Source organism: Devosia sp. MC1541 (assembly GCF_012847305.1).
Taxonomy (GTDB): Bacteria; Pseudomonadota; Alphaproteobacteria; order Rhizobiales; family Devosiaceae; genus Devosia.
In genome coordinates this window covers 50420-71465 of sequence record NZ_JABBDZ010000008.1, presented here as the reverse complement: position 1 = coordinate 71465, position 21046 = coordinate 50420, and the positions used below count along the sequence as shown (strand labels likewise).

Genomic DNA, 21046 nt, shown 5'->3' with positions numbered 1-21046 from the left:
TAACATGACCGAATACGTGACGAAGTCCGGCCTCTCCGTTCACCCCTTACTGGTGGATTTTTTAGAAAAAGCGGCCCTTCCAGGACTTCCCGTATCGGTAGACGCGTTTTGGGCGGGGTTTGCAGCGCTGTTGGCCGAACATGTGCCAGTGAATGCGCAATTCCTCGCAAAGCGCGACCAGCTGCAGAGCCGGATTGACGATTGGCACCATCAGAATGGACCCGTCGCGAACAATCCTGAGGGCTATGAGCAGTTCTTGCGCGAGATCGGTTATCTGGTCGACGAGCCGGGTGACTTCTCCATTTCGACCAGCAATCTAGACCCAGAAATTTCTTCGCTCTGTGGCCCGCAGCTGGTGGTGCCTGTTTCGAACGCCCGCTATGCGCTCAATGCTGCCAATGCCCGTTGGGGCTCGCTCTATGACGCGCTTTACGGCACGGATGTGATCAGCCGAGATGGCGATCTGGCGCCGGGCAAGGCGTTCAATGCGGCACGTGGCGCAGCCGTTGTTGCGCGGGCGGCAGAGTTTCTCGATGCCTCGTTTCCGCTGACTTCAGGCAGCCACACATCTGTCACGCAGTATAGCGTGGTGGAGCAGAGTGGCGTCGCAACCCTTCTGATCAAAACCGCTGCGGGTGACGTGTCTCTCGCAGATGCTGATGCCTTCGTGGGGTACTCGGGCGTTGGCGATAAGCAGGAGATCGTGCTCAAGCACCACGGTCTGCATGCGATTTTGCTGATCGATAAATCGAGCATGATTGGCGCGACCCACGCAGCCGGTCTGGCTGATGTGATTGTCGAGTCGGCGCTCACCACTATTCAGGACTGCGAAGACTCGGTTGCCGCTGTAGATGCTGAGGACAAGGTTGGCGTTTACGCCAATTGGCTCGGCCTGATGCAGGGCAATCTGGAAGATACATTCGATAAGGGCGGCAAGACCGTCACGCGTCGCCTCAAGGCGGATCGGGTTTATCGCGGCGTGAATGGCGAAGAGCTGGTGCTCAAGGGCCGCTCGCTCTTGCTGGTGCGCAATGTCGGGCATTTGATGACCACGGACGCGGTGCTGCTGAACGGCAAGCCCGTTGGCGAAGGGCTGATGGACGCGGCGATCACCGCACTGTGCGCCATGCATGATCAGGGCAACAACTCGGCGACGGGCTCAATCTATATCGTCAAGCCGAAGATGCACGGTCCGGAAGAAGTGGCCTTTGCCTGCCGGATATTTGCGTCGGTGGAAGGCTTCCTTGGTCTTGCGCCTAACACCATCAAAATCGGCATCATGGATGAGGAGCGCCGCACGTCGGCAAACCTCAAGGCGGCGATTTATGAAGCGCGTGAGCGCGTGTTCTTCATCAACACCGGCTTCCTTGACCGTACAGGTGATGAAATTCACACCTCGATGGAAGCTGGCGCGGTGTTGCGCAAGGATGAGATCAAGTCCGAGCGCTGGATTTCGTCCTACGAAGATCGCAATGTGCTGATCGGCTTGGCCTGTGGGCTTTCCGGCAAGGCGCAGATCGGCAAGGGCATGTGGGCGCGGCCAGACGATATGGCCGCCATGATGGACGCCAAGATCGGTCATCCCAATGCTGGCGCCAATACCGCTTGGGTGCCTTCGCCGACAGCGGCAACCCTGCATGCGCTGCACTATCATCAGGTTGATGTGTTCGAAGCGCAGCGTCGCCGGCATAATCAGGCGATGCCGGGGCTTTCTGAGCTTTTCTCGATGCCAATCCAGAAGCCGTATTCGCTCAGCCGCGAAGAGATTATCCGCGAGCTCGAAAACAATGCTCAGGGGATTTTGGGCTATGTGGTGCGTTGGGTGCAGCAGGGCGTTGGTTGTTCCAAGGTTCCGGACATCAACAATGTTGGCTTGATGGAAGACCGTGCGACCTGCCGCATTTCTTCGCAAGCCGTCGCCAATTGGCTGCGTCATGGACTGGTGAGCCGGGACGAAGTGACTTCGGTGTTCGAGCGCATGGCACAAGTCGTGGATGATCAGAACCAGGGCGATCCGCTCTATCGCCCGATGTCTGGCAATTTCCAATCGATCTCATTTGTTGCGGCGCTTGATCTGGCGCTGCATGGCGCTGACCAGCCGAGCGGCTATACCGAGCCGCTGCTCCATGCCGCCCGCCGCAAGGTGAAGGCGCGCGACGCCAAGTAAGCTTTTGGCTGGTTTGGTCCGATTTTAAGAGCCCTCGCAGAGACCCGTCTGCGAGGGCTTTTGTTTGCCGTTAGTTTGATTGGTCGCTCAGAGCGATGCGTGCGGTTTTGGCCATGGCGACGACCTTGAGATGAAAATCCTGCGGCACGGTGGCGGGTTCGTCAAAGTAGATGCGGCGCATGTCATCGCCCAGAACGATGGTGATGCCATCGGCATCGAGACTGGCAAGCCGCCAATTGCCAAGCTCGGCGCCGCAATAGTGGCGCGCATAGTCGGCCGTGGCATCGATATGGTCGTCATTCATGTGTTCGAGCGCATGGTGCTCGGCTTTGGCGAGGTCTGGGTTTTGAGGCGTGAGCAGATCGCTGGCGGTGAGGGCATAAGCTTTGCCGAAACCGGCGTTGAGGCTTACGGATAGAGGCTCAAGCACGACAAAGCGGAAATCGCCCAAGTCGACGTAGAGCTTGGCTTTGGGATTGTGGTTCAAATAGCGCCAGGCGAGGCTTTGATGCTCTTCGCTGTCGCGATCCACAAAACGGGCTTCGGCCGCAATGGTGATGCGGGCATGGGCCAAGGGGTCGCCCTTGCCGGGTTCGCCTAAGAGTAGAGAGCAGCGTGGATCGGCTTGTAGCGCCTTATAGTGGGCGGTGAGACCGGAAATGAGCAGGACAGGGCGGCCATAGAAATCACTCGCTGTACCAACGCGGGAGGCGACTGGAGCGCCACTCGTTGGGTCCAGCGTGGCCAAAGCTCCATAGCGCGAAGTGCGCAGTAGCGTTTTGGCACGGCGAATGGCATCGCCATCGGTATCTTGGAGAACGGAGCGGGGCGTGTCGGTCTGAGGCGTTTCAGTCATAGCAGGTCCAGTGCGCAGTGGGCGCACTAGACTAAATTATTTCATGACCGGCAAGTTCAACTTATGTGCGGTTAGTCGACGAAGTCGAATTTGTCGACGTCGAACAGGCCACGGTCCGTGAGCTTGAGATGGGGAATGACCGGGAGCGCGAGGAAGGCCACCTGCAAGAAGGGCTCGGGCAGCACGCAGTCTAGCGCTTTGGCGGCTTCGCGCAGGATGTGGAGGTCGTGTGCGACCTCTTCGAAGGGTTTTAGGCTCATGAGACCCGCGATGGTCAGGGCCAGCTCTGCTGTGATCCTGCCCTCATTGGCGACGACGAAACCGCCGCCCAGCTCGATGAGACGATTGACGGCCAACGCCATGTCGGCGTCGGTGGCACCCACAACGGTGATGTTATGGCTGTCGTGGCCGACGGACGAGGCTATGGCGCCGCGCTTGAGGCCGAACCCCTTCACGAAGCTGCGGCCGATGTTGCCATTTTTGCCGTGACGTTCGATGACGGCGACTTTGATGACGTCTTCTTCAAGATCGGGTTGAAGGCCGAAATCGGTTGAGGCGAGCGCGGCTTCTTCGCGGAAGGTGAGGATGAGGCCGGGTTTGACACCGATGACAGGAACGCGGTTTTGGCCGGGTTTGGGTTCTGTGATGAAGGCGTCGGCGGTAATAGGCTTGGCCTTAACCGAGGTTAGACCAACTGGGGCGACGGGATTGCGCGTTTCAAAAAGTTCGGGGGTGACGAGGCGGCCGGCAGAGATGACATCGGAGACGCGGCAGTCTTCGAGGCTGTCGAGAATGGCAATGTCGGCGCGGTAGCCGGAGCCGAGGATGCCGCGATCCTTGAGGCCAAAGATGCGGGCGGCGGAATGGCTGGCTGCGCGGTAAACGTGGTGCAGCGGGCAGCCACGGGCGATGAGGCGGCGGATGGAGCTGTCGAGATGGCCTTCTTCGGCAATGTCGAGCGGGTTGCGATCATCAGTGCAGAGGGCGACAAAGCTCGAGGTGTTTTCGTCGAGAATTTCAGCCAGGGCTTCGAGGTCTTTGGAGACCGAGCCTTCACGGATGAGAATGGCCATGCCCTTGCGCAGCTTCTCACGCGCTTCGGCGGCGCTGGTGGCTTCGTGGTCGGTGCGGATGCCGGCCGCCAGATAGCCGTTGAGGCCCATTCCGAGCAGCAGCGGGGCGTGACCGTCGATGTGGCCATCCTGATAAGCGATGAGCTTGGCCATGATGCCGGGATCGGCATTGAGCACCCCGGGGAAGTTCATCATTTCAGCAAGGCCGACGACCTTGGGGTGGCTACGGAAGGGGAGAAGGTCTTCGATTTCAAGCTGGGCACCTGCCGTTTCGAACGGTGTCGCTGGGACGCAGGACGAGAGATTGATCCGAACATCCATGATGGTCTGTTCGGCACTGTCGAGGAAGTATTGTATGCCCTCGGTGCCGAGGACATTGGCGATCTCATGAGGATCGCAGAGCACAGTGGTGACGCCGTAGGGCAGAACGCAGCGATCAAACTCGTGTGGGGTGACGAGGGAAGATTCGATATGCAGATGCGTGTCGATGAAGCCGGGGACGGCGAAGCGTCCGGTGCCGTCTATGGTGACTTTGCCCTCGTAGGTTTCATGGGTTCCCACGATCCGATCACCAACAATAGCGATGTCGGTGACCGTGACTTGGCCAGTGATGATGTCGAGCAGACCGATGTTCTTGATGACCAGATCGGCGGGCTCCTTGCCTTGGCCTGCCATTATCATTCGGGTCAAAACTTCGGTGCTGATCATATTCGCCTCAAGTTGAATTCGCCTTTAGGGTCGACCTCTCGCGGCTCTACGTCAAGCGCAATGGCACTTGGGAACCATGGCTTACCCCCATCGTTGGGACTTGATGAAACCGGAGAATGATATGCCGACCTATGATCCGCATAAATCTGAGAACGAAGTGCGACAGGGCAATTCGCGCAAGATGAATTCGCGAGTTTTGATCGTGTCGCTGGTGGCTATCGTCGTGCTTTTCGCGATTGTCTATCTCGTCAATGGAGCAATGCAGCCACCCGCCAGCTAAGTTCACGCAACTCGGAACCCCCTGAGGCGTCGACAGTTTGTTTATTGTCTTGTTCAAGGGATGAGCTCAGATGGACATGGGTAACAGCTTTGGGATGGTCGATACCTACCTCCCGCTCCACATCATCGCCATTCGCATTGGCATCGCGGCCCTGTTTGGGGCGCTGATCGGTCTCGAACGCGAACTCAGCACCGCAGAAGCTGGGTTAAGGACGCATATGCTGGTGTCAGTCGCTGCAGCGCTGTTCACCATTCTCGCCTTTGAAATCTTCCACACAATTGAGTCAGTTGCAGGCGGCGAAATGCGTGCGGACCCGATCCGCGCGGTCGAAGCGGTGACGGCGGGCATCGCGTTTCTTGGAGCGGGCGCAATCTTCCGCTCCGGAGCGGGCGTGCAAGGGCTGACAACCGGCGCAGGGATGTGGCTGGCGGGAGCTGTGGGGCTCGCAACAGCACTCGGCTATTATGTGGTCGCAGGCGGCGTGGCTCTGCTCGCCGTGATCATCATGGCGGCGTTGCGAACGTTTAGTCGGAAAGTGCATGCGCGCAGCGATATGCGGGAGGGGCGCGGGGAGGAAGAGGCAAATTCGCTGAGGGACTAGCGCCTTTGCAGATCATTCCTCCCCCCGGAGCGGCACAGCAGGGAGGAGCCGTAACCGCGCCCAAGCACAGAGCTGAGAGTGCCCTGCGCATCAGATCAACAGTGGTGCAGACCGTTGATCTAAACTGAGGCGGCGGAGAGGACGCAGGGAACGCAGTTGAAGTCGGGGGGACCCTTCTGCAGCATCTCTCTCCGCCTAGGTACGCGACCTGTGGACGCAGTTGTCGCTTACCTGTTTAGTGGATGCCGAAGCATCGGTAGTCTTGATCCATGCACTCGCCGACTTAGCGCGGCGTTTGGTGGGGCCCGTGCATTTCACTTTGGATATCCAGCGGGAAATAATCGCTGGCCAGCGTCGCTACGAAAGCGCCGCGACGAGGACTGGTATGCGGGAATTGTTTCTGCACCGGAAGCAAATAGGCGTTAAACGCAGGTAACAAACGCTTGCGTTTTACATGTAAAACGGTGCTAGTTCGGACCGCGTGGGGGGACTTTTGTGGCCAGCGACAGACCAGCAGAAAAAGACGTTCTTGCGGCCTTGCAAAACCTGCTGTCGTGGCCAGAAATTGCACGTTCTACGCAGCTTAGCCGCTTTCTCGATTATGTCGTTCGCGCCACTCTGCGGGGCGAAGAAGGCAGCATAAAAGCCTACTCCATCGCCGTGGACGTGTTCGATCGTCCGGCCCATTTTGACCCCCAGGCCGACCCAATAGTTCGCGTGCAAGCGCGTAGATTGCGTGCGTTAATCGCCCAGTATTATGCGAGCGCCGGGCAAGGTGAGTCTGTTCGTATTGAACTGCCAACCGGTCGATATGTACCGGAGTTTGTTGTTGTTGATCCGGTTACTGTTTTAAGTCCTTCGACGACACCAAGAGTTTACCCCGAAGCCGGGGTAGACGCGGTGGAGATAGCGCCAAAATCGTCACCGCGTGCTCCGTTGGTGAGTCGACAGAGCCTCTTGCGATCGTGGAGTGTGCTGGCATTGGCGACGCTGATGTTTGCCGCGGTCGCGATTACTTTTGCTATTCGCGGCATGGAAGAAGAGCGCACTGAGCAGGCGCGTTATCTCACCCAACCATTGTCGGTAAAGGTGATGGAGTTTCAGCGCCTCAGTCAAACAGGTGACGATGTTTCGCTGACCGCTGGTCTCGCCATTGATTTGGTGTCCAAGTTGAATAGCTCAGGCTTGGTGATGGCCAAATATGGTGGCACCAGCCTGACGCAGCTGGTTGATGCTGACTTTGTTTTGAGCGGCACGGTGCGTCGCGATGGTGACGAGGCGCAGTATAGTGCGATCCTGACTGATACCGCGACGGGCCAGGTGAGCTGGAGCAAGGTCATTACGACCAATGTTGATGGGCGCGGTTCTCAGGGCCTAACCGATGCAGTGAGCCTGCGACTGGCGACAGCGCTGAGCAATATCAATGGGCCGGTGCTAGCGCCTGTTCGGGCGATTTTGGCGGATCAAGAGATCAATGTCGTGCCTTCGCTCTATCTGTGCAGAGTGATCTACTCTGGCTATCGCGCTGATCTTTCGCCCGATGCCGCTGCGCGCAGCAATCGCTGTTATGCGCAGTTGAGCCCGGATGTACGGGCGACCGGGGAAGTGCAGGCGGCACAGGCGCTGCTGATCATGGGGGGAGCGGCCGGTAGCGGCTATGAAAACGTCGATATGGGCGTGCGCACGGCGATGGCCGAAGAACTGCTGCGCGTGGCGGTCTCCAGCGAACCCCTGAATGCTTTCGTTTGGACACAGTTCGCCCGCTTTAGTCGGGAACGGGGGGACTTTGAAAGCGAAGAAATGGCCTATGGGACGGCGCAGAAGCTTGACCCGGCCAATTCTGAACTTCTGGCGGCCTACTCTCAATCTCTCGCGATTGCGGGACGTCGACGCGAGGCGATGGAGCTGTTTGATATCGCGCTTGAAAGTTCGAGCAATCCGCCGGGCTGGTATTACATCACACCGGCGATGGTGGCACTGGCTGAGGAAGACTGGGAAGCGGTTGGGCGCTATGCGGTGTTGCTACAGAATGCGGACAACATGACGGCGCCACTGTTCGGGGTGCTGGCGGGATACGGGCTGAACGATTCAAATCAACTCAATCGGTCTTTGCCGCGCCTTTTGGATACACGTAGCTTTCGCGAAAACGGGATCATGCCGCAGCTGGCGCGCCGGATCACCGACGCGCAGCTTCTCAATGTTATTCGCAAGAGCCTGTCCGCTGCGGGCGTGCCGAACGATCGGCTCGACGGCCCGTATTAAGCGGTCGCAAATAGCGCCTGAGCGTAGGCGATAAAGCGGGCACCGCGCTCTTCAAAGTTTTTGAATTGGTTGTACGACGGCGCGCCGGGCGAGAGGATGATGGTGTCAAAACGCTCGCGCTGCGCGAGGAGCGTGTGCATAGCGGCTTCAAGATCAGGCACTTCGGTCACGACAATCTCGGGCGCGGCGATGCGGGCGGCATCAGCGAGGCGCTTGCCCGTGACGGGAAGCGTGACCAAAGTCGTGACGCCGCGCAGGGCCAGAAGCGTGGCGAGCTCGGCATAGTCCTGTTCGCGCTCGTGCCCGCCAGCGATCAGCGCGATACGGCGGCCAGGATAGGCCGCAAGGGCTGCCTTGGTGGCTTCAGGCGTGGTGGAAATGCTGTCGTCAACGAAGGTGACGCCGCCGATGCTGTGCTCTTCCAAACGGTGGGGCAGAGGGCGGAAGGCGGCGATGCCAGCAAGGATGCCTTCCATAGTTCCGCCTGTGGCCAAGGCGATCTCGGCCGCGAGGAAGGCGTTATCGAGATTGTGTGCGCCTTTGAGGCGGGAGTGCGCTGCAGCGTTTTCTATGGCGCGTTCTTGATCCGCCGTCAGATCTTGGACTAGACGGCGATGATCACGCACTGCCTTGGCGACCAGTGCATTGCCCTTGGCTTTCGCACCGAGCGCTACCGGGAAATCACCATCGCGATCAATGAGGTGGAGCTTGTCGGCGTAATAGCGCTCGACAGAGCCGTGCCAATCGACATGTTCGGGGTAGAGATTGGTGAGGGCAGCAATATCGGGCAGAAAACTCATGTCCGAGGTTTGGTAGCTCGAGAGCTCAAAAATCACGACGGCATGTTTGTCGGCAATGTCGATGGGCGCGAGGCCAACATTGCCAGCCAGACCTGCATCAATGCCCGAACGGGTGAGCATGAGATGGGTGAGCGTGGCTGTGGTCGACTTGCCCTTGGTGCCGGTGATGGCGATGACGGTGCGGCCCGCGCGATAGCTTGACCCCCAGAGATTGAGGTTCGAGGTTACGGAAATGCCAGCATCGGCGGCGATCTCAAAGATCGGCTTGTAGCGCGACACGCCGGGGCTTTTGATGATGTAGCTAAAGCGTCGCTCGGCAATGGCGCGCGGCAGCTCATCTGCCGGGATCTGCACAGTGTCCGGGATGTCGGCTGCGCCGCTATCGACGGCGACGAAGACCGGCAGGTTGGGCTGCTGGGCTTTTAGGAAAGCGCGCGTCGACAGGGCTTCCTTGCCTGCGCCGTAGAGCAGGACCGGTTCTTCAAACCGCATAAGCTTGCACCTTGGCCGAGAGGGCGGGCGGGATGTGATGATCGCGACTGTCGGTGAGGCACTCCGCCATGGCGAGTTGGAGTTTTTCTTCGCCGTATTGGGCGAGGAGGTCATCCTTGAGAGCTTTGACGATGGTGTCCTGATACCAATCGGCGTGGCGCGACAGCGTGTAGAAGCACGCAGCGGCTTCGAGAATTTCGCCAACGCATTCCCAGGGCTTTTGGCCAGCAAGGCCGGAGAGCTCGCGGAAGGAATGTTCGTATTCAGCGACATCAAGCAGGTTCTTGCCGAAGATGCGCAAGAGCCGTTCCTTCTTCATGAAGGGCGCGAAGATCAGGAAGACGAAGTGGCATTTTGGGCATTCGCCGCACCACAATGCGCCGTCATTGCCGTTGAGACGGAAGTTGCGATTGCAGCTTGAAAAGACCGCGTCGAATTTATCGCTCTTGGTGAAAAGCGAGGCAATGCGGGCTTCCGAATAGGGACGGAGCAGCGAGAAATATTTCAGCGCGCCGCCAGTGGCATTGGCGAGCGTATCGGCAATCAGCAGCTCAAAGCCGAGGGACTTTGAATATTGGTGATTGGTCTCACGGCCATCGAACACGACATTGCCTTCGCTGGCAGAGCGCTCGTTGGACAGAACGATCTGGTCGTAGCCAAAGAGCACAGCGCAAAGCGAGGCGATCATGGAGTTGATCGCGGTCGAGGGCACGTGGCCGTTGTAATACCCCGGTTCCTTGGAGAGGCGGATCATCTCAGCGTCGAGTTTTCGCGACACGTAAACGGGCGCGGTGCCGATGGCATCCACGCAAGAGACGATCGGGCCCTTTGGGTTGACCGCAAACGGGGTGAACGGCACACCGGTGTGCGTCAGGAGATCAACGCTGACGAGACTATCCTTGCCGCCGCCAATGGGCAGCAGGGTGCGCTCGAGCAGAGTGATCTCGGGTTTGCGGGCAATCGTGTCCTCGGGCGCGGTGAGCGTGAGCTTACCGAAGCGGGCCAGTTCATTGCGGGCGTAGAACTCGCCGAGGCCGTTTTCATAGATGTCGATGACGAAGGCGCGTTCGGCGGAGGTAAGGGGAATGCCCGGCGCTTCGATGGTGAAAGGGGCGCGGAGCTTAAAGTAGCTCACGCCCAAGGTGATCGCGGTAAGCCCGAGGAGTTTTTCGAAGTTAGAGGTTTGTGCCGCTGCGCTGTCCGCGCCTTGCGGCAGGGTCAGCACTTCGGTGAAGCTGAGATCGTTCAGCGTATAGGTAAAGCGGGCCTCTCCCGTGGCGGGATCAAAGCTCGGGCTCTCAATGCGGAAAAATTCAGTCACGGGCTACTCGCTGCGTTTGTCCATCATATAGGTGATTTGCAGCTTGGGCGGGAGTAGGGCGGTGGCGAGTTGATCGCGCTATTTTTTGTCGCGCACTAACTGTCCTTGGTGGCAGCCAAGATTGCGCGGATTTCGAACTCCACATTGTCGATCACTTCGCTGATCGCTTGGACAGCCCGATCTGGATTGCTGGCGAGAATTGCGTCGGCCAGATCCTTGTGCATGGGGAAAGACCCAAGACCGAAGGCATCGCGATTGTAGGGCGAGTTCACGTCACGTTCGAGGGCGTGATCAAGATTGGTGAGAATCTGGCCGTACATCGGATTGCCGGAGGCATGATAAATGGCGTCGTGGAAAGCATGGTCTTCTTTACGCCAAGGGTGACCACCATTGACTGCCTTGAGAAGAATGTCGCCCAGTCGACTGATCTCTTTGCGCTGCGCATCGCTGGCGTGGATCGTGGCTTTGCGCACGACGTCGATTTCGAGCGTGCGGCGAATTTCGAGAAGGCGGAGCAGGGCTTCGCCTTCCAAGCGCACCATGGTGGGAATGAGCCCGCGCGAGGTTTGCACATTGGCGGTGAGATAGGTTCCGTCGCCACGACGGCGACGGATGACGCCAAGGCCTTCCCAGCGATTGAGGGCCTCCCGAATTGTCGAACGGCCGACGCCCAAAGACGAGGCTAAGGACAATTCTGGCGGGAGGCGGTCACCGATTTTGAGACCGGCGCGCTCGACCATTTCGGCGAGCGCATCCTGTACCGCCACGTTGCGTGTGCGGTTCTCTAAAGGCTCCAGATAGTTAAGGGCATTTTCCCGATCCATGGGTGCCCGATCCTCTCGGTGTGGCGGCTAGGTGCTCTTTCTCACCACATCTGAGAGCGTTTGTCAGCCTTTGCCTTGTTTAAGTTCAGAAGCGCCGTGAGAGCCTCAACCAAGCGATCCATTTGTGGTTTGGAGTTGTAGCCCTGCACAGAAACACGTGCGACGCAGTGGTCCTTCCAGCGGAAAACCGGGATTTCGATTTTATACTGCTCAAAGAGCGCCGTGTGGATGGCCAGTGGATCGCATTCCGGGATCGGCATGGCGACCATTTGCGGGGCGCAAAACTCGGGCGAGCTGAAGGGTTCAAGGCCCGTGAGTCTGGCAATGCGTTCGCCGGTGTCTTGCGCCAAGGCGCGGCAATGTTCGGCAACAGCGGGCCAATCATTGTCGTCGCGGAATTTGAGCGCGGCAGGAATGGCGAGGAAAGCCGAAGGGTCACGCGTGCCCATCATTTCGATTTCGTCGACAAAGGGGGAGTTGTCGAATGCACCTTTGGCGCCGGGGTCCTTGGATTGCGCGGTCCAGCCGTGGCTGACAACCAGAGGGTCGAGCAGGGATTGGACCTCTGGGCGGGCATAGAGGAAGGCTGAACCCTTGGGAGCCATCATCCACTTGTGGCAATTGCCAGAGTAGAAATCGGCGCCAAGCTTTTGCATGTCGAGCGGGATATGGCCGGGGGCGTGGGCACCGTCGATAACTGACCAGATGCCGCGCTTACGGGCCTCAGCAATGGCGGGCTCGACCGGGAACACGAGGGCTGTTGCGGATGTGATGTGGCTAAGGAAGAGCACTTTGGTGCGCTCCGTCATGCCGGACACGATGGCCTTGGTGAACTGCTCTTCGCTGGTGAGCGGCAAGGGCACATCGACGACGACGATTTCTGCGCCAGTTTGGCGGCAGATAAAGGCCCAGGTTTTTTCCAGAGCGGAATATTCGTGGTCTGTCGTGAGGATCTGATCGCCCGGCTTGAGGTCGAGCGAGCGCGCAACAATGTTGAGGCCGGTGGTGGCGTTGATGACGCCCACAACGTCCTGTTCGTCACAGTTCAGTTCGGCAGCGAGGGCCTGACGCGGCACGCGCATGTTTTCAGTGAGCTTGCGGCCTAGGAATTCGACGGGTTCGCGCTCCAATTCGAGCTGCCAGCCTTGGTAGGTCTCAAACACCGGGCGCGGACACGCGCCAAAAGAGCCGTGGTTGAGGAAAACGACATCCTCGCGGATGAGGAACTGTCGAGCAAGATTTTCAGACACGATTAACGGCCTTTCAGGGTCGGATCGAGGGCGTCTCGCAGACCATCGCCAAACAGCGAGGTGGCGAGCACAGTGATAGCAAGGGCTGCCGTGGGGAACACGGCAAGGTGCCAATAGAAGAACATGAAGTTGATGCCTTCATTGATCATCTGACCCCAGGTGGGGGTTGGCGGGGGAACACCAATTCCAAGGAAGCTCAATGAGGCTTCGAGCATCATGGCGAGGGGGATCGCAAGCACGAAACCGACAATGATCGGGCTAATGGAATTTGGAATGAGATGGCGACTGATGATGTACCAAGGGGAAGCTCCGAGGGCCTCGGCGGCGCGGACAAATTCCTTCTCGCGCGATGCCTTCACCTGGGCACGGACGAGAAGGCACACTTGCACCCAGCCAAAGAGGGCCGCGATGGCGACAATAGTGGGATAGCCGCCACGGGTGAGGGCACCCAAGAGCATTGCGGCGAGCAGCGGTGGAACTACCGAGAAGAGCTCGATGATACGCATGATGACCCAATCGACTTTGCCGCCGAAATAGCCTGCCAAAGCGCCAAGGGGAATTCCTATGAGGACGGAGAACCCAGCCGCAATGAAGCCGATGGAGAGCGAGACGCGCGCGCCATAGACGATGCGGGTGTAAAAATCGCGCCCGAGATTATCAATTCCCATCCAATGCTCGGGGGAAGGGAAGGCGAGGGCTTGGGTGAGAAAGAGCTGCGCTTCGGGTTCGACGGGGGTCATGATCGGGGCGAAGATCGCCATCCAGATCAGCACCACCATGACGATGCCGCCGACGAGGGCGGCTTTGTTTGAGCTAAAGCGCATCCAAGCGAACCAAAGCGGGCTGCGGTTGCTCGCGGGCGGTGGGGTGAGGATGTCGGTCATTGGCTTCCTCCTACGCGGATACGCGGATTGATCAGCGCATAGACGATGTCCGAGAGCAGATAGGCGATGCAGTACATGAAGGTGATCATGAGCATGAGCGCCATTTCCAGCGGATAATCGCGGTTCTGGATCGAGGAGACGAAGTATGTCCCAAGGCCGGGCACGCGGAACATGGCTTCGACAAAGATCGAGCCTGTTGCTGTGCCAATGAACATGGGCAGGAAGACGGTGACCAGTGGAATTGCCGAATTGCGCAGCACATGCTGGAAGATGATTTTTCGTTCGGAAAGGCCCTTGGCGCGCAACACGTTGACAAAGGGCTTACTCAGGGTGTCGAGCATGGCCGAGCGGGTGTAGCGCGCGTAAGTGGCGAGCGGAATTGCGGCATAGGCGATAACTGGCAATACCCAGCGATTGGGGTGGGGCCAACCGCTCGCGGGAAACCATTTGAGCCAGACGGCAAACACCAAGATCAGCAGCATCGAGGTGACGAACACCGGAATGGTGAGGCCAATGGTTGCGACAGTGGAGGCCACATAGTCGATCCAGGTGTTGCGATTGAGCGCTGCCGCCATGCCCAAAAGAATGCCCAAGGGCGCGCCGACCACAACGCCGAGGCCCCCCAAGACAAGGCTGGGGACCCAAGCGCGGGAGAGCAATTGCAACACGCTTTCGCCAGGGCTTTGATAGGGCACGCCGAAATCGAGATGGAGCACGCCCCACATGTATTTGAAGTATTGCACGTAGAGCGGCTGATCGAGCCCAAGTTGGGCCATAAGCTTTTCACGGACGGCGGCGGAGACCGGCATGTCGTTGGCGTCGAACGGGCCGCCGGGGACAGCGTGCATCATAAAGAAGATGATCAGCGACACCACGATGAAGGTGAACGCAACTGAGACGAGGCGGCGCAGGATATAGCTCAGCATGGTCGCTCCTCCTTTAGGTCGTCACAATCGCTTCGACCCGGTGGCCGGGAGCGATGGTGACGAGTTGCGGCGTTTTGTTCGGCGCGGCGCCGGTTTGAATGACGGTAAAGCGTGGGGTGCGAGCGGCGATCTCTTCCGCTGTTAGGAAGGTGCGGCTGCGTTTGTCACGCGGATTGGTGGCCGGGACGGCGTCAAGCAGGGCCTGCGTATAGGGATGCTGAGCATCGGCGAAAATGCGCTCAGTTGGTGCCTCTTCGACAACGCGCCCCTTATACATAACGACCACGCTGTCGGTGAGGGACTTCACTGTAGAGAGGTCGTGGCTGATGAAGAGGATGGACAGACCCATCTCCGCTTGCAGCTGTTTGAGAAGCCCAATGATCTGCGCTTTGACCGTGACGTCAAGCGCTGATGTCGGCTCGTCGGCAACGAGCACGTCCGGCTCCAAAATAAGGGCGCGGGCGATGGCGACGCGCTGGCGTTGGCCGCCCGAAAGCTCGTGTGGATAGCGGGTGGCAAAGCTGCGGTCGAGGCCGACGCGTTCAAGCCAAGCGATGGCTTTCTCAGCCTGTTCTTTTGGGGTGCCCAGCTGATGAATATGGAGAGGCTCAGCAATGATCTGCGTCAGCGTCATCATGGGGTCGAGCGCTGAGTAGCTGTCTTGGAAGACAACCTGCATTTTCTTGCGCCACGCCTTGAGGTCGGCGGGGGGGAGCGAAGATATGTCCGTGCCGTGCAAGAGGATTTGCCCAGCGGTGGACTCGAGGAGGCGTAGCGCCATCATGCCGGTGGTGGTTTTGCCTGAACCGCTTTCGCCCACTACGGCAACGATGCGGTTTTTCGGCAGGACGAGGTCCACTTTTTGGACTGCGTTGAAATCGGAATATTCAGTGCGAAAACCGCTGCGGCGGCGGATGCGATAGGTTTTCTGAACGTCCTTTAGTTCAAGTGCCGGGGTCTCATCATCGCTGCCGCGCGACGGCTCGAAACTGGAATGAAGCGAGGCCAAGAGTTGCTTGGTGTAAGCTTGTTCGGGCGCGTCGAAAATCTGCTGCACGGAGCCTTGCTCAACCACTTCGCCGCGATACATGACCAGCACACGATCGACGGTTTCGGCGATGACGCCCAGATCGTGGGTGATCATGATTAGGGCCATGCCAAACTCGGCCTGAACCTTCTTTATGAGCTCTAGGATCTGGGCCTGAATGGTGACGTCAAGCGCGGTGGTTGGCTCGTCTGCGATCAGAACTTTGGGTCGGCAAGAGAGTGCCATCGCGATCATAGCGCGCTGCAACATGCCGCCTGAAAGCTGGTGCGGGTAATAATTGACGACATCCGCTGCGTTTTTGATTTCGACGCGGCGCAGCAGGTCTTCGGCTTCCGCCAGAGCCTGCTTCTTGGGCAGGTTGCGGTGGGCCTGAATGGTTTCGGCGATTTGGTGGCCGATGGTGAAAACGGGGTCAAACGCCGTCATCGGATCTTGGAAGATCATGGAGGCAAAGCGACCGCGAAGGCGCGCCAGATCTTCCTTATTGGCTTTGGTAACGTCGATGCCGCCAAGCATGAGTTTTGTGGCACTCACTTCGGCGGTGGCGGGTAGAAAGCGCATGAGAGCGCTGCAGCTCACGGACTTCCCTGATCCACTCTCGCCCACGATACCGAGGCTTTCGCCTTCGTCGAGCGTGAAATTGACGCCACGAACAGCATCAATTTTGCCGCCGTATTGACGGAAACTGACGCGCAGGTCTTCGATTTCGATGAGGGGCATGGGCTGACCTAATTGGGCTAGCGCCCCTCGGCACGAGGAACCAAGGGACGCTAGGATGCTGCTGGATTACTTCGTCAGGTGCGTGAAGAAGTAGTGGCCAAGGCGGTCAAGCGGGGTGAAGCCAAGAGAGTTTGGCTGCGAGGCTTCGCCGCCCAAATCGCCAGAGATCACAGCAGTGGTAATCGGGTGCACCAGCGGCACGATCAGGCCCTGATCGATCATGACCTGTTCGGCCTGAGCGTAGAGATCGTAGCGGGTATCCCAGTCGCTTTCGGCGTCAGCCTTGGCGACGAGCGCGTCATATTCCGGCACGAAGTAGCCGTGACGGCCACCATTGTAGAAGATGCCGTAGAAGTTTGACGGATCGAGATAGTCGTATTCATACGGGGCGATGAAGATGTTGTTCTTCTTGCCACGCAGGCCGTCCATCCATTCAGCGCCGGGGAGCTGACGGATTGAGACCGTGATGTTGAGGTGTTCCTTCAATTCAGCCTGAAGGTACTGCGCCATAGCCGGAACGATAGCGCCGTTATAGCCGCCCTCTTCCCGGATCCAGATGTCGACATTTGGGAAGCCTTCGCCGTTCGGGAAGCCTGCATCGGCGAGATGCTTTTTGGCCTTTTCGGGGTCGAAAGTTGCCTGCGCAACGACGTCTGGATTGTAGCCAGGATAGCCTGGGGGCAGGATCGACCCGGCTGGGATGGCGATGTCCTTGAGAACGGTTGAGGTCAACTCAGCACGGTCCACGGCGTGGTAGAAGGCGCGGCGGACGTCGACATTGTTGAAGGGTTCGGCGTCCAAATCATAGGAAATGTAGGACGTTGCGAACACGGCGTTCTTGCGGATGCCGTCAGGATTGGTGGCGGTGGCGACAGGAACCTGTCCGGTGTTGAGGAAGGTGTAATCCGCATCGCCCGCGAGAAAGGCTGGCAGGCCAACTTCTGGCGCGCCAATGGTCGGATCCACTTCGAGGCGATCGACCTGTGCCTGCCAGGGACCGGTGTAGGTCGGGGATTTTACGAAGACGACAGAATTGTTCGACTTCTCCCAGCTCTCGACCGAGAACGGACCGGAGGACACAACGTTTTCGACATTGAGCGCCCAATCGTCGCCGAACTTATCCTGCTGGTGCTTTGGCACCGGATACCAGAGGCTGGTGACGGATGGGAAATAGGGTTTTGGCGCGACGGTGGTGATCTCGATGGTCAGATCATCGACAGCTTTGACGGCCAGTTCGGAAGCATCAGCGCCTTCCGTGACTTCCTTCCAGCCCTTGATCCCACCAGCAAAATCCCAATACCAAGCAAAGTCATAGCCCGAATCGGCTGCACGCTGGAGCGAGAAAACAAAGTCTTCCGAGGTCAGAGGTTCACCATCGGACCAAACGAGGCCGGGGCGCAGCTTGAAGGTCCAGGTGAGGCCATCCTCCGATTGGCTCCAGCTTTCCGCTGCCATCGGAACAAGCTCAAATTCCTTATCGAAAGTAGCGATCGGAATTTGCAGGAGTTCAGCGAAGGTGGCGCGGTCATAGACCGTCTTCATGTAGTCCATGTAGGTGCCGGTGGTCGATTGGCCCGGTGCCACAATGGTGGTTTGGGCCAAGGTCGGCATGGTCAACGCTGTTGCGACGGCCAGTGCGCCTACCAATTTCGGTAGAATGTGCATGAGCTCCCTCCTTCTCGAAGCTTGATGTCGTTCCCTGAAGTCCGGCGCATCTTTGCGCTCGTGCTTGGTTCGTCTGTCCCTTCCAAACGAACCAATTGACATATGTCTGACAAATGAAATCGACGCTGACAAGCGTATTTCTAGGAAACGATTGCAATAGAGGGGCCGTGTTTATTGCCTGGCCAGTTCGCCTCAAAATGAGGCGAACTGCTTTGCTGCACGAACAATATCGTCGGAGGAAATGCCGAAGTGGCGGTAAAGGTCCTGAACCGTGCCGGTTTGACCAAAATGCTCGACGCCGAGCGCAATGGTGCGATGACCGCATACGCTGCCGATCCACGAGAGCGTGGCCGGATGGGCGTCAATCGCGGTGACGATGCCGATTTTATTGGGCACTTGGGCCAGCAGTTGCTCGATATGGCTCGGGGTGTGGTCGCCATGCATACGGGCCCGTACAGAGCCCTGCCAGCCCGCGTTGAGGCGGTCGGCGGAGGTGATGGCGAGCACGGCAACATTGCGTCGGTCGCCGCCCAATCGTGCCGCCGCTTCAATGGCTTCGCTGGCCAGCACGCCCTGATAGGCCAGCACCACCTCGCATTGCGGCGTGGGCGGATTGAGCCAATAGGCACCGCGGATAATGCCTTCGCTGAGGGCTGGTGTAACAGGGCGGGGTGGCTGCTCGAGCGTGCGGGTCGAGAGGCGCAGATAGACCGAGCCGCCGGTGACGTCGCGCGGCCAATCGGCGAGGTCAGGGCGAGCATCGCCCGTGCGTTGCATGTAGTCAAAAGCCCAATCGGTGATGATGGATAGCTCGTCGGCAAAGGCTGGCTCAAAGCTGGCGAGACCATCCTGCGCCATGCCAATCAGTGGCGAGGCGATAGACTGGTGCGCGCCGCCTTCACCCGCCAAGGAAACGCCGGAGGGCGTAGCGACCAGCAGGAAGCGAGCGTCTTGGTAGCAGGCATAATTGAGCGCATCGAGGCCGCGCGAAATGAACGGATCGTACAGTGTCCCGACCGGGAGGAGGCGTTCGCCAAAGAGCGAATGGGAGAGCCCTGCTGCGCCGAGCATGAGGAAGAGGTTCATCTCGGCAATGCCGAGTTCCATGTGCTGGCCTGAGGGGGTGAAGCGCCATTTCTGCGTCGACGGGATGGCCTCTTTTTGGAAGAGGTCGACCTTCTCTTTGGGGGCAAAGAGATTGCGCCGGTTGACCCATGCGCCAAGGCCCGTGGAGACGGTGACGTCAGGCGAGGTGGTGACAATGCGTTCGGACAAGGCGCTGTCAGATTTCGCATAGGCGTCGAGAATTTTGGCAAATGCGGCTTGAGTGGAGGTCGCGCCTGTGCCGAGGAGCTGGGGGCCAATGGTTGGGACTGCGGCCGAGGAGAGACGGCGCGAGGCCTTGGTGTTGAAGGGGACTGCGTCCAAGAAGGATTGGAGTTCGTCTTGATTTTCAAGACCTTCAAAGCGATCCCACTCATGCCCGTCGCGGATTTTGTGCGCAGCGCGGAGCTGTTCAATCTGGGCCGACGTCATCTGCCCAGCGTGATTATCCTTGTGCCCCGCGAGCGGCGTGCCCCAGCCTTTTACCGTATAGGCGATGAAGACGGTGGGCGTATCCGAGCCTGCGGCGGTGAACTGTTCGAGCAAGCTCTCGGCGCAGTGGCCGCCGAGATTTGCCATGAGTTCGGCAAGCTCAGCATCAGAACGGCGGGCGAGGAGGGCGGAGACGGCTCCCTGATCGCCGATGGCATCGGTGAGGCGCTCGCGCCAAGCCGCGCCGCCCCGGAACATCAGCGCCGAATAGAGATCATTGGGGCAATTATCGATCCATGCCTTGAGCTTATCGCCGCCGGGCTCGGCGAAGGCGGCGCGCTGGAGGGCGCCATATTTCAGCGTAACGACCGTCCAGCCGAAGGCCTGGAAGATGGCTTCGATGCGGTCGTAAAGCCCTTCGCGCACAACGCCATCAAGGCTTTGGCGGTTGTAATCGATGATCCACCAGCAATTGCGTAGCCCGTGTTTCCAGCCTTCCAAGAGGCATTCGTAGATATTGCCTTCGTCGAGTTCGGCATCCCCGGCGAGTGCGATCATCCGTCCTTCGGGGCGGTCAATCTTGGCCCAAGATTTGGCGCGGACATAATCTTGGATCAGCGAGGCAAAGGCGGTGAAGGCGACGCCAAGGCCCACGGAGCCGGTGGAAATATCAACGTCGGAGGTGTCTTTGGTGCGGGACGGGTAGGACTGCGCGCCGCCGAAGGCTCTGAAATCAATGAGTTTTTGCTTCTCCTGTCGGCCCATCAAATATTGGATGGCGTGAAAGATCGGTGCCGCGTGCGGTTTTACGGCGACACGATCTTCAGGTTTTAAAACGCCGAAATAGAGGGTCGAGAGCAGCATGGCCATGGAACCCGAGCTGGCCTGATGCCCGCCCACTTTAACGCCGTCGACATTGGGCCGGATGTGATTGGCGTGATGCACCATCCAACTGGCAAGCCAGAGAGATTTTTTGTTCAGTGCTTCAATGGCCGCAATGCGATCCGAACCTAGTGTCATCGGCTTGTCCTCCCATAATGTCTGACATTATGCTCTGTTCAGGGACGGTTTCCGCCTATCTCGCCCTCTAAGGCGATTGATAGCGCAGGAAATCGCAAGTTCTGGAGATAATCTTGGCAGAATTCGCCAAACGAGAGATCGATCCAATCGACCACAAAATCTTGCGTGCGTTGCAGGAGGATGGGCGCATTACCGTGCAGGCTTTGTCCGAGCGGGTGGGCATTTCGCCCTCGCCCTGTCTGCGGCGGGTGCGGCAGCTGGAGGAGGCCGGGATTATCTCCGGCTATGGGGCGAGCATTGATCCCAAGGCGGTGGGGCTGCCGGTTTCGGTGTTCATCTCGATCAAACTCGAACAGCAGCGGGCACAAAATCTCGACGACTTTGGTGCGGCCATCAGTCGGTGGCCGGAGGTGATGGACTGCTATCTGATGACAGGCAAGTTCGACTTTCTCATGCGCGTGGTTTGCGCCGATCTGGAAGCCTATGAGACGTTCCTGCGCAAACGGCTGACGCAGCTCGACGGCGTCGCCTCGATCGAGAGCAGTTTTTCGCTGGGGGCAGTGAAGAGTTCGCGCGTGCTGCCGATTTAGGGGCCACAATTGGCACATTATGG

General features: G+C 58.8%; 16 protein-coding genes. 5 read left to right on the top strand and 11 right to left on the bottom strand.

Annotated elements, in window-relative coordinates; translation table 11 throughout:
• The first annotated feature begins 4 nt into the window (after positions 1–4).
• Complete coding sequence (locus tag HKD40_RS10430; RefSeq protein WP_169195692.1) at positions 5–2167, top strand: malate synthase G; 2163 nt, start codon at positions 5–7, stop codon at positions 2165–2167.
• A 70-nt stretch (positions 2168–2237) separates the two neighbouring features.
• On the opposite strand, the gene HKD40_RS10425 is transcribed toward HKD40_RS10430, so the two are convergent.
• Both HKD40_RS10425 and ade read right to left on the bottom strand, forming a co-directional pair.
• Positions 2238–3023, bottom strand: a complete 786-nt coding sequence (locus HKD40_RS10425; RefSeq protein ID WP_169195691.1) for a DUF2470 domain-containing protein — start codon at positions 3021–3023, stop codon at positions 2238–2240.
• 71 nt (positions 3024–3094) lie between these two features.
• Positions 3095–4804 carry an adenine deaminase gene (gene ade / locus HKD40_RS10420; protein WP_169195690.1) on the bottom strand — a complete coding sequence of 570 codons (1710 nt, stop codon included), beginning with the start codon at positions 4802–4804 and terminating at the stop codon, positions 3095–3097.
• A 103-nt stretch (positions 4805–4907) separates the two neighbouring features.
• Between ade and HKD40_RS10415 the strand changes: the two genes are divergently transcribed.
• From HKD40_RS10415 to HKD40_RS10405, 3 genes are all read left to right on the top strand, one after another.
• The gene (locus HKD40_RS10415; RefSeq protein ID WP_169195689.1) at positions 4908–5084 is read left to right on the top strand and encodes a hypothetical protein; all 177 of its coding nucleotides are present in this window, start codon (positions 4908–4910) and stop codon (positions 5082–5084) included.
• A 70-nt stretch (positions 5085–5154) separates the two neighbouring features.
• Positions 5155–5685 carry an MgtC/SapB family protein gene (locus HKD40_RS10410; protein ID WP_169195688.1) on the top strand — a complete coding sequence of 177 codons (531 nt, stop codon included), beginning with the start codon at positions 5155–5157 and terminating at the stop codon, positions 5683–5685.
• A gap of 495 nt (positions 5686–6180) precedes the next feature.
• Positions 6181–7947, top strand: a complete 1767-nt coding sequence (locus HKD40_RS10405) for a hypothetical protein (RefSeq protein ID WP_169195687.1) — start codon at positions 6181–6183, stop codon at positions 7945–7947.
• On the opposite strand, the gene murD is transcribed toward HKD40_RS10405, so the two are convergent.
• The 9 genes from murD to HKD40_RS10360 form a co-directional block, all read right to left on the bottom strand.
• Positions 7944–9239: a UDP-N-acetylmuramoyl-L-alanine--D-glutamate ligase gene (murD, locus tag HKD40_RS10400; RefSeq protein ID WP_169195686.1), complete on the bottom strand. Its 1296-nt coding sequence runs from the start codon at positions 9237–9239 to the stop codon at positions 7944–7946. The two genes, HKD40_RS10405 and murD, sit on opposite strands and share 4 nt — an antisense overlap.
• Positions 9229–10560: an endonuclease domain-containing protein gene (locus HKD40_RS10395; RefSeq protein WP_169195685.1), complete on the bottom strand. Its 1332-nt coding sequence runs from the start codon at positions 10558–10560 to the stop codon at positions 9229–9231. Before HKD40_RS10395 ends, murD begins: the two co-directional genes overlap by 11 nt.
• A gap of 95 nt (positions 10561–10655) precedes the next feature.
• Positions 10656–11384 carry a FadR/GntR family transcriptional regulator gene (locus tag HKD40_RS10390; protein ID WP_169195684.1) on the bottom strand — a complete coding sequence of 243 codons (729 nt, stop codon included), beginning with the start codon at positions 11382–11384 and terminating at the stop codon, positions 10656–10658.
• A 41-nt stretch (positions 11385–11425) separates the two neighbouring features.
• A complete protein-coding gene (locus tag HKD40_RS10385) occupies positions 11426–12634 on the bottom strand; it encodes an aminotransferase class V-fold PLP-dependent enzyme (RefSeq protein ID WP_169195683.1) in 1209 nt (402 codons plus the stop codon).
• 2 nt (positions 12635–12636) lie between these two features.
• The gene (locus HKD40_RS10380; RefSeq protein WP_169195682.1) at positions 12637–13518 is read right to left on the bottom strand and encodes an ABC transporter permease; all 882 of its coding nucleotides are present in this window, start codon (positions 13516–13518) and stop codon (positions 12637–12639) included.
• The gene (locus HKD40_RS10375) at positions 13515–14444 is read right to left on the bottom strand and encodes an ABC transporter permease (protein WP_169195681.1); all 930 of its coding nucleotides are present in this window, start codon (positions 14442–14444) and stop codon (positions 13515–13517) included. Before HKD40_RS10375 ends, HKD40_RS10380 begins: the two co-directional genes overlap by 4 nt.
• Before the next feature lie 13 nt (positions 14445–14457).
• Positions 14458–16212: an ABC transporter ATP-binding protein gene (locus tag HKD40_RS10370; RefSeq protein ID WP_169195680.1), complete on the bottom strand. Its 1755-nt coding sequence runs from the start codon at positions 16210–16212 to the stop codon at positions 14458–14460.
• 66 nt (positions 16213–16278) lie between these two features.
• Positions 16279–17877, bottom strand: a complete 1599-nt coding sequence (locus tag HKD40_RS10365; RefSeq protein ID WP_169195679.1) for a peptide ABC transporter substrate-binding protein — start codon at positions 17875–17877, stop codon at positions 16279–16281.
• Between the two features lie 192 nt (positions 17878–18069).
• Positions 18070–20433, bottom strand: a complete 2364-nt coding sequence (locus HKD40_RS10360) for a transketolase (protein WP_169195678.1) — start codon at positions 20431–20433, stop codon at positions 18070–18072.
• A 113-nt stretch (positions 20434–20546) separates the two neighbouring features.
• On the opposite strand from HKD40_RS10360, the gene HKD40_RS10355 reads away from it, so the two are divergent.
• On the top strand, positions 20547–21023 hold the full coding sequence (locus HKD40_RS10355) for an Lrp/AsnC family transcriptional regulator (protein ID WP_169195677.1): 477 nt from the start codon (positions 20547–20549) through the stop codon (positions 21021–21023).
• Positions 21024–21046: the final 23 nt, after the last annotated feature.